The organism is Pseudarthrobacter sp. AB1 (assembly GCF_014926485.1).
In the GTDB taxonomy this organism is placed as follows: domain Bacteria; phylum Actinomycetota; class Actinomycetes; order Actinomycetales; family Micrococcaceae; genus Arthrobacter.
On the sequence record NZ_PZKO01000051.1, the window covers coordinates 33,115 to 45,758 of the forward strand.

10 protein-coding genes and 1 pseudogene are annotated in these 12,644 nt (G+C 67.6%); 7 read left to right on the top strand and 4 right to left on the bottom strand.

Translation table 11 applies throughout. The annotated features are described in order from the left end of the window. Positions 1-47: 47 nt before the first annotated feature. Positions 48-956, bottom strand: a complete 909-nt coding sequence (locus DAD99_RS12890; protein WP_193341868.1) for a phosphatase PAP2 family protein — start codon at positions 954-956, stop codon at positions 48-50. Positions 957-1,146: 190 nt separating this feature from the next. On the opposite strand from DAD99_RS12890, the gene DAD99_RS12895 reads away from it, so the two are divergent. The 4 genes from DAD99_RS12895 to DAD99_RS12910 are packed head-to-tail and all read left to right on the top strand — an operon-like array spanning position 1,147 to position 5,929. Continuing rightward, complete coding sequence (locus DAD99_RS12895; protein ID WP_193341869.1) at positions 1,147-2,568, top strand: extracellular solute-binding protein; 1,422 nt, start codon at positions 1,147-1,149, stop codon at positions 2,566-2,568. Beyond that, entirely contained in the window at positions 2,565-3,530 is a 966-nt protein-coding gene (locus DAD99_RS12900) for a carbohydrate ABC transporter permease (RefSeq protein ID WP_193341870.1), read from the top strand. The genes DAD99_RS12895 and DAD99_RS12900 overlap by 4 nt, the downstream gene beginning before the upstream one ends. Before the next feature lie 8 nt (positions 3,531-3,538). Further along, positions 3,539-4,420: a carbohydrate ABC transporter permease gene (locus DAD99_RS12905; protein WP_193341871.1), complete on the top strand. Its 882-nt coding sequence runs from the start codon at positions 3,539-3,541 to the stop codon at positions 4,418-4,420. 27 nt (positions 4,421-4,447) lie between these two features. Beyond that, complete coding sequence (locus tag DAD99_RS12910; protein ID WP_193341872.1) at positions 4,448-5,929, top strand: glycoside hydrolase family 32 protein; 1,482 nt, start codon at positions 4,448-4,450, stop codon at positions 5,927-5,929. Positions 5,930-6,020: 91 nt separating this feature from the next. Here DAD99_RS12910 and DAD99_RS12915 read toward each other — a convergent pair whose 3' ends face one another. Next, positions 6,021-7,103 carry a LacI family DNA-binding transcriptional regulator gene (locus DAD99_RS12915; protein ID WP_193341873.1) on the bottom strand — a complete coding sequence of 361 codons (1,083 nt, stop codon included), beginning with the start codon at positions 7,101-7,103 and terminating at the stop codon, positions 6,021-6,023. 40 nt (positions 7,104-7,143) lie between these two features. Further along, the gene (locus tag DAD99_RS12920) at positions 7,144-8,340 is read right to left on the bottom strand and encodes an MFS transporter (RefSeq protein ID WP_193341874.1); all 1,197 of its coding nucleotides are present in this window, start codon (positions 8,338-8,340) and stop codon (positions 7,144-7,146) included. Positions 8,341-8,564: 224 nt separating this feature from the next. On the opposite strand from DAD99_RS12920, the gene DAD99_RS12925 reads away from it, so the two are divergent. From DAD99_RS12925 to DAD99_RS12935, 3 genes are all read left to right on the top strand, one after another. Beyond that, complete coding sequence (locus DAD99_RS12925; RefSeq protein WP_193341875.1) at positions 8,565-8,966, top strand: Hpt domain-containing protein; 402 nt, start codon at positions 8,565-8,567, stop codon at positions 8,964-8,966. A 63-nt stretch (positions 8,967-9,029) separates the two neighbouring features. Then, positions 9,030-10,022, top strand: coding sequence for an o-succinylbenzoate synthase (locus DAD99_RS12930; RefSeq protein ID WP_193341876.1), 993 nt, complete (start codon positions 9,030-9,032; stop codon positions 10,020-10,022). Positions 10,023-10,174: 152 nt separating this feature from the next. Further along, positions 10,175-12,262 (top strand): PhoX family phosphatase, encoded by a 2,088-nt coding sequence (locus DAD99_RS12935; protein WP_193341877.1) that lies wholly within the window; start codon positions 10,175-10,177, stop codon positions 12,260-12,262. A gap of 117 nt (positions 12,263-12,379) precedes the next feature. Here the strand turns inward: DAD99_RS12935 and DAD99_RS12940 are convergent. Next, a pseudogene (locus DAD99_RS12940) lies at positions 12,380-12,644 on the bottom strand (hypothetical protein); the annotation flags it as partial.

Here is a 12,644-nt window from a genome sequence, read left to right on the forward strand (position 1 = left end):
GCAACCAGCCTGCGAAGGCCTGTGCGGCGGCAGCCGCGGCGGTGCCGTCAGCGACTGGGCGCGTCCCGCCGTCGTGCGGCATACGCGAACAGTGACGTGGTGGCCACGGTGGCCAGGTATCCGGCGATCACGATAAGCGCGATCCCGGCCCAGAAGTAGTTGGTGGTGCTGCCCTCCTGGAGCGGGCCCGGGGCGATCTTGGCCAGCGAATACACCGCCACCCCCGCCGACGCGAGCCCGATCACCACCGGCAGCGTGAGCCAGATTTTCGCCGAGCCCACATGATTGCCGAAGCCATCCCACACGTTCCATGCGGCGCCATTGCGTATGATCAGCCAGCCGGCGGGGATCATAAACGCGCCCACCAAGAGGAACGCTGCGACTACGTCGGCGGGGCGGTGCCACTGGTTGATCAAGGTGGATACTCCGGAGGCGATTGCGAAGGTGCCGCCCACAAAACCGGCCAGCGGGCGCCACCGCGGCGAAGCCATCAGGAACACCGCCGCCGCAGCCGACGCCGCCAGTGTGGTGTGACCGGAGGGCAGGGAGTTCAGTTCCAGCGTCACCACACCCTTGTCCGGACGCACAGGCAGCACTTCCTTCAGGATCTGCGTGGCGATATTCGCGCCGATGCACGCGGCGACGGCAACCCCGGCAGCCGTCCACCGCCGTCGGATGACCGTGACAAACAGGACCACGACGGCGGCCACCACCAGTGAGATGGTGGGCAGCCAGTCCAGGAACTCGGTGGCTGCCTTGCCCGCGGGTCCGTGGATGTCCACGGCCTCAACCAGCGCGGATTCGTCGATGAACTGGCCCGTGCTGGTCTGGACGAAGTAATAGTAGGTGGCGATCAGGCCCACAATGCAGGCGAGCCAGGCGAACGCGAACATAAAGCCGGAGCCCGGGGTGGGGCGGGCAGGGGTCCGCGGTGGTGCCTGGCGTGGAATGGTCATCGGTTAAGGGTGTCACAGAAAACTGGGAGGAACCGCACGGTTGTTTCAGGCCCAGGCTGGCCGAATTGCGTAACTTTTGGGCGTGCGCCGAGGGCTGGCCCGAGGGACTACCAGCCGGCCGGATGTGACACTTGACACGTGTTAGGTCAGCGTCATATGCTACCTGACACGTGTTAGGAAGGAAATTGACATGACCGGTGCCACAACTGGCCGCCTGCGTGAACTCTCACGCCGGACCGCCCTGGGTGCTTTGGGAGCAGGAATTGTGGGAGCAACGGTGGCATCGTGGCCCAGGCTTTCCGGATCCGACATTCCCGGGCGGGGCGACAACAGCCTCAGCATTGCCATCATGGGGACCGCCGCCGATGCCGCCGCGCGTCAGCGCGCCATCGACGCGTTCACCCGCCTCCATCCGGACATCCGGGTCAAGGTCCAGGCCATCCAGGCCGTGGACTGGAAAGACTTCTTCACCAAGATCCTCACTATGGTGGCCGCCGGCACCCCGCCCGACGTCGTCTATGTGGCCACCGAGGGCGCGCAGCTCTTCGCGGACAAGTTGGCCCACCCGCTGGACGAATACCTGCGCCGCGACGCCGCGGACATGGTCGAGTTTTTCGACGACGTCCACCCCAGCCTGGTGGAGGCCTTTATGTACAAGGGCAGCCTCTTCCAGCTCCCCATGGACTGGAACGCCGCCAACATGTACTACAACACCACCGCCTTCGCGCAGGCAGGGCTGGAGCGCCCGGCGGACGACTGGACCAACGTGGACTTCCGCAACAACCTCGCCGCGATGCGCAAGGTCCGCCCGTCCGACTTCACGCCGTACTACTGGACCAACAGGCTCTTCGGCGGCGTGGTGCCCTGGCTCTACGCCAACGACACCAGCTTCCTGAAGGAAACCCGCTCCACCGGCGGGGACTGGCTCTGGGACTCCTTCTACGCCAAAGATCCCTCCCGCAACCTGCGCTCCGGCGGCTACCAGTGGCTGGAACCCAACGCCGACGACCCCCGCGTGTTCGAGACCTTCGACTACCTGCGCGGCCTGGTCAAGGACGGCCTCGGCGTCCGGCCCGAAGAAGGCGGCGGCAGTTCGCTGGTGGGGCTTTTCGCCTCCAACCGGGTGGGCGCCACCCCGGCTGGCGGCTACTGGGTCCAGGGCCTGCACGAGGCCGGCATGAAGGAGAACGACTACGACGTCCAGTTCTTCCCCAAGTGGCGGAGCCAGCGGCACCAGTTCGGCACCGCCGGCTACGCCATCATGAAAACCGCCAAGGACAAGGACGCCGCCTGGGAATGGATCAAGTTCAGTGCCAGCCGCGAAGCCATGGAACTGATCTTCCCCAACCCGGTCACCACCCCGGCCCGCCGCTCCATGGTCAATGAGGCGCTGTACGCGGGCAAAGGCCCGGCGCACTGGAAGGTCTTCTACGACACGCTGGACAAGTACCCCACCACCGGCCCCATCCCGGCGCCGCCCCAGCAGGCCGCCGTCGAAACGGCCCTGATGAAAAACGTCTCGCTGGCCGTCAGCGGCGATGAGCGCCAGCTCAAGCAGGCCCTCGAGTCCATGCAGCGCGATCTTGAACTGGCCCTGAGGAGGCAGTCATGAGCACCACCATCCCTCGCCGGGACCGGCCGAAGAAGGCCGCCACGGCCATCAAGCCCGGAACGCCCGCCACTTCGCAGACCGAGTCGGGCCGGCACAGCCAGCGCTGGCTCGCCTGGATCTTCCTGGCCCCCACTGTCCTGGGCATGGGCCTGTTCACCCTGGTGCCCATCGCGGCGTCGGTGGTCCTGGCGTTCTTCCGCTGGGACATCATCTCCGCCCCCACCTTCGTGGGCTTCGACAACTTCGCCGAAGTGGTCCAGGACCCCACGGTGCGGGTGTCCTTCCTGAACACCATTGCGTTTGTGATTGTGGCCGTGGCCCTCCAGTTGGGCCTGGCCCTGGCGCTCGCCGTCATGGTGCAGGAGAAAATGCCGGCCTGGCTGCGGACCTTCTTCCGCTCGGCCTTCTTCTTCCCGCTGATCCTCTCCGCGGCCTCGGTGTCCATTTTCATGCGGTACCTCTTCAACGAGCAGTTCGGCGTGGTCAACTGGTTCCTCTCCCTCGCCGGCATTCCCGCGGTGCCGTGGCTGACCACCCCGGGCGGCTCGGCCGCCGTCGTCATCCTTGTCTACGTGTGGCAGAACTTCGGGTTCTCCTTCCTGCTGTTCATTGGCGGTCTGGCATCGATCCCCATGGAAACCTATGAGGCCGCCTCGCTGGACGGCGCCACCGGCTGGCGCAAACACGTCTACGTCACCCTGCCGCTGCTCAGCCCCACCACCCTGCTGGCGTCCGTGATGGCCATCATCAGCGCCCTCCAGGTGTTCGAACAGCCGTACGTCCTGACCCGCGGCGGGCCCGGAGACTCCACCCGCACCGCCGTGATGGTGATCTTCGAATCCGCGTTCCAGCGCCTCGAGTTCGGTGAGGCCTCGGCCATAGGCGTGATCCTGACCCTGATCATCATGGCCATCACCGCCGCGCAGTTCCGGCTCAGCAAACGATTCGTCTTCTACCAGTAAGGCCAGCCATGACTACCACTACAGAGCGTGTCTCCACCCGCACCCCTGCCGTGCCTGCCCGGTCCCGGCCGAAGCCGAACTGGAACCTGGTCCTCCGAATTGTCCTGCTGATGATCGCGGCCGTCCTGACCCTGGGCCCGGTGATGTGGACCCTGTCCACCTCGCTGCGGTCGCCGTCGGAATCGTTCAAGCTGCCGCCGTCGTTCTTCCCCTGGAATCCGGACTTCACGTCCTACGCGCAGGTCTTCCGGCAGCTGGACATCGTCCTCCTGGTGCTGAACAGCGCGCTGGTCACCGGGCTCATCGCCGTGGGCCAGATGGTGACCGCCGCGATGGCCGGCTACGCCTTCGCCAACCTGAAGTTCCGCGGCCGCGGCGCCCTCTTCTCCATCGTCCTGGCCACCATGATGGTGCCGGTGCAGGTGACCATCGTGCCCGTGTTTATGCTGATCCGCGGCATGGGGCTTTCGGACACCCTGCTGGCACTGATCCTGCCCGCCATCCCGACGGCGTTCGGCACCTTCCTGATGCGGCAGTACTTCAGGGGACTGCCCACCGACCTCGCGGAAGCGGCGTCGATCGACGGCGCCTCACCCTGGCGGACCTTCCGCTCGGTCTACGCCCCGCTGGCTGTCCCGGGGATGGCGATCGTGGGCATCCTTGCCTTCAATTTCCACTGGAACGAGTTCTTCCGTCCGCTCATCATGACCATCTCGGAACAGAACTTCACCCTGCCGCTGGGCCTCGTCTCCCTCCAGGGCAACCTGGGCACCGGCAGCATCTCCGTGGTGCTGGCCGGCGTGGTCCTGTCCATGATCCCCGCCCTGGTGGTCTTCATCTTCGGCCAGCGCGCGCTGCAGGACGGCCTCACCGCCGGCAGCGGCAAATAAACCCCAACTACTGAGAGGCTTACTTCCATGTCATCCCCGGACCCCGCCGCCGCCGACGTCGCCCGCATTGCCGCCGCCCACCCCGACGCCGCGTTCCCGCACTTCCACCCCCGCCCCGCGCAAGGCTGGATCAACGATCCCAACGGCATCAGCCACCTCAACGGCCGCTACCACGTCTTCTTCCAGTACAACCCCGAGTCCGCCAGACACCACAGGATCGCCTGGGGCCACATCAGCTCCGCGGACCTGGTCCGCTGGGAAGAGCACCCCGTGGCGTTGAGGCCGCAGGGCGGCGGGCCGGACGCGTTCGGCTGCTGGACCGGTGTGGTGACGGACGACGGCGGCGTCCCCACCGCCGCGTACTCCGGCGTCCGCGGCGACGGCGGCCACTCCCAAGTGGTCATCTCGCGCGGTTCCGCGGACCTCGTTTCCTGGACGCAGGACGGCCACGTCGCGGCGTCCATGCCGGCCGACCCCATGGTCACGGCGGTCCGCGATCCGTTCATCTTCCGCTTTAACGGCAAGCGCTACGCCATGCAGGGCGCCGGGCTGGCCTCCGGCCACGCCGCGCTCCTGCTGTACACGGTGGAGGATCTGTTCGACTGGAAGTACCAGGGCATCTGGCTCACGTCCGAGAACCCGGTCGCCGCTGCCCGGACACCGGCCGAGATCTGGGAATGCCCGCAGCTGGTGCGGGTGCCGTCCGGGGACGACGGCGACGCATGGGTCATGATGTTCTCCCTCTGGCTCTCCGGCGATGACCACGAGCACGCCAACGGCGTGGGCCACCTCATCGGCTCCCTGGCCGAGGACCCCGCCACCGGGCTGCCGGTGTTCTCCCCGGAGACCGGCGGAAAGTCTGACCTGGGCCGCGACTTCTACGCGCCCCAGATCATGCAGCTGCAGGACGGTGCCGGCGCCGGTGCCCCGGGCGTTCCTGCTTCTTCCCCAGCTCTTGCTGCCCTCGCGGAGCCGAAAGCACTGCTGTGGGGCTGGGCCAATGAAGGACCCGGGCGGGACGGCCGCCGGGGCCGCAGCCAGGAACAGATCGACGCCGCGGGCTGGGCCGGCGTTCTCACCCACCCGCGACTTCTGTCCGTGGTGGACGGTTCCCTGGCAGTGGCACCCGCTCCGGAGGTGGATGCGTACCGTGGCACGCAACTGGCGTCGCAGGTTGCCGGGAGCGTTGAGCTGCCGCCGTATGCCGAGGCCGTTGTGGGCGGTGGGCCGGCGGCGCTGCCCGCGGACGCCGTCGTCGAACTTTCCCTGGCGGGCGCTGGATCAATGGATGCTGGATCCCCATCCGACGGCGGGCAAGTGGTGTTCAGCGGAGCGCTGGCGGCGGGGGAGGAGCTGCGGGTGTTTGTGGACGCGTCGCTGGTGGAGGTGTACCGGAGCGGTTCGGTTGCCACCACGCTGCGCGCCTATCCGGCGCCCGGCGAGCGGTGGGTGCTGCGGCTTCCCGACGGCGCGGCTGCAGACGTCTGGCAGCTGGAACAGCCCGAATAACGTACAACGCGGGGTCACATAATGCCCATCCGGAGGCCTCGGACGGGCGTTTAGTGACCCCGCGTTGTCGTTGCTGTTTGGGGGACCGGGCTCAGGCCCGGCCCGCGGGGACCGGCCCGGTTGACTCGCGCACCACGAGCCGGCACGGAACCAGTGTCTGGCCGGGGCGGCTGTGTCCGGCGGGTTCGCCGCCGTCGTCGTGATCCTCCGGCTCCACCGACAGCTCCTGGAGGAGCCCGGTCATGGCCGTGGCGCCCATCTCCCGCAGCGGGAGGGCCATGGTGGTGAGCGCGGGGACCATGGTGGAGGCGATGCGGAATTCGTCGTCGTATCCCATGACGGAGACATCTTGAGGCACAGCCAGGCCCAGGCGATTGGCCGCGAGTACCACGCCGATGGCCAGGCGGTCGTTTGCGCACATGATTGCGGTGGGGCGGTCCGGCGCCGCCACGCCGTCCAGGAGTTTCATGGCACCGTGGAACCCGGCATCGATGTCCCAGCCAGCCTCCAGGATCCGGCCCGGCCGCACCGGCAAACCGGCCGCCTCGAAGGCGTCCCGGTGGCCCTGGATGCGGCGCGGCGCGGCGGGTCTGATGCTGTCACCGGCAAGGAATGCGATGTCCCGGTGGCCCAGCCCCAGCAGGTGCGTTGCCGCCTCCCGGCCGCCGCGGACCTCATCCGGAATCACAGCGGGAAGGCCTGCCTCGGGCCGGTCATCAAAGCAGTTGGCCAGCACCGACGGCACCCGCAACATGTTGAGCGGCACGTGCAGGGGGCGCAGGCCCACGGTGACGTACATCAGCCCGTCCACCTGGCGGTCCAGCAGCGTGGCCACCGCACTTTCGTCGCGGGCCTCGTCCAGCTCCGTATCCATCACCACGGTGACAAAACCCTGGGACCTGGCCACGGCGTCCGCGCCGGCGATGATGTTGCCGTCGAACGGGCTGGTGACCACCTGGTCCGAGACGATCCCGATGATCCGCGACCGGCGGTTCCGCAGGCTCACGGCGATGGCGTTGGGCGTGTAGTTCAGCGTGGCGGCCGCTTCACGGATCCGGAGCTGGCTTTCCTTGGCCACATTTCCGTCGCCGCGCCCGTTCAGGACCAGCGACACCGCGCTGCGGGACACTCCGGCGAGCTTGGCGACGTCGAGTGCTGTGGCTTTGCGGTTCATGCTGGGTTTCCTCCCGCGTGCGGTATTTCCTGCAGTCTACCTAACGCGTGTGAGGTGCGCCCGGACCCGGGGTAGCTGCTTTCGGGAGGCGCGGGATGCTGGCCGTCGCGACCAGCAAGGCCAGGGCCCCGAGACCGAACGGCAGGGCGGTGAGGGTGGCCATACCGCCTACCAGCAGCGGCCCGCCGGCATCGCCAAGTTCACGGCCGAGCTCCGCCGAACCCATGGTCCGGCCCATGCGCTCCGGCGGCGTGGTGTCGGCCAGATGCGCGAACCCGAGCGGCGTGGCCAGGCCGACTCCCGCGCCAATGGCCGCCGCGGCAATGAACAGTGTGACCGGACCCGGGGTGAGGGCGATGAGGGCGACGCCCGCGGCGGTAAGGAGGAGCCCCGTCGTCGTACCCTTGTTGTCGCTGACGCGGTGCGCGTCGCGCAGCCTGCCGATCCAGGGCTGGGTGAGCACCGAGGTGATGGCCAGGACACTGACCGCGGCTGTCCCGGCAACCGGGCCAAGGCCGTGCCGGGTGGCGAGCGCGGGGATGAATCCGATCGCCGCGCCGAGCGCTCCCGTCGAGGCCGCCAGCACGAGCGTCGGCACGAGGAAGCGCCGCTCCGTGACCTGGCGGGCAAGGTCCAGCACGGTGTAGCGCTGCCGGGGGAGCGGCGGCAGGTGGGGAACGGACACCAGCACCCACACGGCGGTGCCCGCCGCCAGTACCGACAGGGCCCCGAACAGCAGGGCAAACCCGCCCGCGAGGATCAGTCCGGCGCCCAGCAGGGGGCCGATGACGTAGCCCAGGCTCTTCCAGGAACCGTACCGGCCGAAGTAGGTCCCGGCCTTCTTACCCGCCGCCAGCCGCGCAACCATCGCGGACGATGCCGGCGAGAAGGCCGAAGCCGCAGCGCCCTGCCCCAGCCGCGCGAGTCCAAGCATCAGCGGATCCACCGCCCAGAGGCCGATCAGTGACAGCACCGCGAAGGCCAGGAGGCCGCCGACGATGACGGGCTTGGTTCCGATCCGGTCGCTCAGGGCGCCGAAGACCGGCTTGAGGAAGACCTCGGAAATGTCATAGAGGGCGAGCAGTATGCCCAGGTTGAGCAGTGTCAGGCCAATGTTCTCGCTCTGGGCACCCATGCCTGCTGCGATGCTGTGGGCGCCGAACGCGGTAACGAACCCGGCCGCGTACAGGGGGGTGGTTGACGCCCGGGCGTTGACCACTGGTGCCGAAGCGCTCACGCGTGTACTTCGAGACAGGGCGCCTGTTTCATTGAAGTCACACCGCAAAGCGTAACAATCGCTGACCTGGTTAGCGCCAACAGCTCGTCTGCACTCAGTGCCCCTGAGATGAAAGTCGAGTACTGACTACTGATGCTTTCGGCATCCCGGCCACATACGGTCGAACGGGGGGAACTTACGGCACGTCCATGGGTACACCGCTTCTCGGGGCAGGAAGGACAGTTATGGCGCCGGAAGACGTCAACGCCCTGCCCCTCCTGGATCAGGCAGTGCTGGACAGGCTGCGCATCGAGCTCGATGACGATGACGGCGTGTGGAAGGTGTTCGTGCAGAACTTCATCGAGAACCTGCCCCACCGGACTGAAAAGGTGCGGCTGACCCTCACCACCGGTGACCTGACCGGTGCGATGGATGCGGTCCTGAGCCTCAAGACTTCCAGCCAGATGGTGGGCGCGGAACGCCTGGCCGGACTTGCCCTGGACCTTGAACGGTCCCTTCGCCAAGAGAGCGTCGATGCTGAGCCTGACCGGGTCCTGCCCCGGCTGGCGGCAGACCGCTTTCGGCAGATCATTCGCTGCGCCCGGCAGACCACCTATCTCTTGCAGAGATTCCTGCACTCCGAGTGAGGCCGTGGGCAGCCAACGCTGCAGAGTCCAACGCGGACCTTTCCGCGCTTGTACAGTGAATCCATGCCTGCCACCTTCCCCGCCCTGGACGAGCTGCTCGCCACTGCCCATGTGGTGAGCCTGCCCATGCGGGTGAAGTTCCGCGGCATCATGGAGCGCGAAACGCTGCTGCTGCGCGGCCCGCACGGCTGGGGCGAGTTTTGCCCGTTCCCCGAATACGCCGACGCCGAGGCCTCCCGCTGGCTCGCCGCCAGCATCGAGGCCGGCTGGGACGGCTTCCCGTCGCCCGTCCGTTCGGTGATCCCCGTCAACGCCACCGTGCCCGCCGTTTCCGCGGACCGCGTGCCCGACGTCTTGGCCCGCTTCGGCCGGGTGGATGCCGTCAAGATCAAGGTGGCCGAACGCGGGCAGACGCTCGATGACGACGCCGCCCGGGTCGCCGCTGTCCGTGCCGCCCTGCCCGACGCCGCCATCCGCGTCGACGCCAACGGCGGCTGGGACGTGCCTACCGCCGTGGCGGCACTCACCCTGCTCGCCGCCGTCGGACTTGAATACGCCGAGCAGCCGGTGCCCACCATCGAGGGGCTCGCCGAGGTGCGCCGCCAGCTGCGCGCCGCCGGAACGCCGGTGCGGATCGCGGCCGACGAAAGCGTGCGCAAGGAGTCCGATCCGCTTAAGGTGGCGCGGGCCGGCGCGGCAGATCTGCTGGTTGTTAAGGTCGCGCCGCTCGGGGGAGTGCGGCGCGCCCTGGACATCGTGGCGCAGGCCGGGCTCCCCGCCGTCGTCAGTTCTGCGCTGGACACCTCCGTGGGGATCCGCGCCGGACTGGCCTTGGCGGCGGCCCTGCCCGGGTTGCCGTACGCGTGCGGGCTGGGGACGGTGTCGCTGTTCGCCTCGGATATCACGCTGGATCCGTTAGTGGCCGACGACGGCGCCATCCGCCTCCGCGACGTCACCGCCGACGCCGGGCTGCTGGAGCAGTTTGCGGCTTCCGCCGAACGCCGCGACTGGTGGCTGGCCCGGCTCGGGCGCGTCCACGCCCTCCTGGCTCCCTGACGCTCTCTCACATCCTGCGGCTTTTCCGGCAACGCTCTCGCACATCCCTGCAGGTCACCGCCGGTTCACCGGAACTTCACCCGGCGGACGGCTGGGCGTTGGAACCGGCTGACAGGGTGGGCGGGACCCGACCGTAAATCTGGAGGCACCCCTTGTCTGACACGACAGCCCGCAAGTTCACCCTTCTGCCCATGCTCGGCCACACCAAGGGCAAGCGCAGCGCCGTCACCTGCGCCTTGAAGTGCGACAACGCCTGTGCCGGCGATGTCTGCAACACCAGCTCCAACAGCTATTTCCGGGACATCGCGTCCGCCACCATGTCCCGCCGCGCCGCCCTGGGCTTCGGCGCCGCCGGTGCGCTCGCCGTCGTACTCGGCAGCGCCATTTCCGCCGCGGAACCGGCAGTTGCCGGCGGACCCGGCCTGGCCCCCGCCGCTAAGGAAGGCTTCGCGAAGTCGAAGCTGACGTTCACGCCGATCGCTCCGGTGGACGCTGCCGTGGACGCTTTCACGGTGCCGGAAGGCTTTACCTGGCAGCCCGTGATCCGCTGGGGCGACCCGATCTTCAACGGCACGCCGGACTTCGACCTGAACAACCAGACGGCCGCCGCGCAGGAGAAGCAGTTCGGCTACAACAACGACTACACGGACATCCTGGAGGTCCCGAACAGCAAGGGCCGCCGCGCCGTGCTGTTCGCCAACCATGAATACACGAACGAGAACATCATGTTCCCGGCCACCATGCCGGCGGCCGACGTCCGCGCGGTGGGGGCCGCTGCGCACGGGCTGAGCGTCGTCGAACTCGAGCGCAAGAACACCACCAAGCCGTGGACCTACGTCCAGGGCGCGCCGCTGAACCGCCGGTACCTGAACAACACCGTCTACGAACTGACCGGCCCCGCCGCGGGCTCCGCCCTCGTCAAGACCGTCGCGGACCCGAGCGGCCGCAAGATCAAGGGCACCCTGGGCAACTGCGCCGGCGGCACCACCCCGTGGGGCACCATCCTGTCCGGCGAGGAAAACTTCAACGGCTACTTCGTCTCCCCGGGCACGTCCGCCAGCGACAAGCGCTACGGACTGTCGTCGTCGGCCACTGCACGCAAGTGGGAACTGGACGATCCCCGCTTCGACACCCGCAACGCCGGCTACGAAAACGAAACCAACCGCTTCGGCTGGATCGTGGAAGTTGACCCGTTCGATCCCACGTCCACCCCGAAGAAGCACTCCTCGCTGGGCCGTTTCAAGCACGAGGGCGCCAACGTGATCGTGGCAGATTCCGGGCACGTAGTGGCCTACTCGGGCGACGACGAACGCTTCGACTACCTGTACAAGTTCGTCTCGGCCGGGAAGTACCGCCCCGGTACTTCGGCTGCCGACCGGGCGCACAACATGACCCTGCTCTCCGCGGGCAACCTCTACGTCGCCAGGTTCACCGGCAACTCACCGTTGGAGGAGATCACCGGAGCCGGCAACGTGCCCGCCGACGGTTCCTTCGACGGCACCGGCGAATGGCTGCCCCTGGTGGTGGACGGCGCCTCCGCCGTGCCCGGCATGACCGTGGAAGAGGTCCTGGTCTACACCCGCCTCGCCGCCGACAAAGTGGGCCCCACCAAGATGGACCGCTGCGAGGATGTGGAACCGAGTCTCCTCACGGGCAAGGTCTACGTGGCCTGCACCAACAACTCGGACCGCGGCAAGGTTGGCAAGGAAGGCGCCACGGAGATCAACCCGCGCAACGCCAACCGCGACGGCCACATCGTGGAAATCACCGAGGCTCCCGGGCAGATCGGCACCGCGTTCACCTGGAACCTGCTGATGGTCTGCGGCGACCCCGCCACCGGTGACGTGACCTACTTCTCCGGCTTCCCGGTGGACAAGGTCTCGCCGATCTCCTGCCCGGACAACCTTGCGTTCGACTCCGTTGGCAACCTGTGGATCTCCACGGACGGTGCCCCCGCCGGCATCGGCAAGGCCGACGGCCTCTTCAAGGTCACCCTCGAAGGCGCCGAGCGCGGCAAGGTGGAGCAGTTCCTGGCGGTGCCGAGGGAAGCGGAAACCTGCGGACCGATCGTCCACGACGAGGAGCGGAACGTGTTCGTGTCCGTGCAGCACCCGGGTGAAGACGGCTCGTTCGCGGACCAGCACTCCTTCTTCCCGGACTACGTTGCAGAAGGCACGACGCCGGCCCGCGGCCAGGTGCGTGCGCCCCGTCCGGCGGTAGTCCAGGTGTTCCGCGGCTAGTTCCCCCCCAGCCCGGACGCTCTCTCACTTTTGGTGGGTTTTTCGCCAACGCTCTATCACTTCCTGCCCTGCTGCGGCAGGGAGTGAGAGAGCCGAAAATTGTCAAGCTGTGTGGAGTCACTGGGCTAGTTTTTGGGGTGTTTTGGTCTCGGGCAGGTTGATCCCGACGTGTTGGGCGGGGGCCGGTGTGGTGGGTCGTTGGCGGAATCTTTCTGGGTGTCGTTCGTAGTAGTCCTGGTGGACTTGGTCTCGCTTGTCCCAGAGCTCTTTCCAAGAGCCGTTGTGGACTTGTGAGGGTGAGAACAGCGCGATGCCGGAGTGTTTGTGATCGGTGCTGTACCAGTGCACATAGTCGGTGAGGTACTCCCTCGCGGCCTCGAGA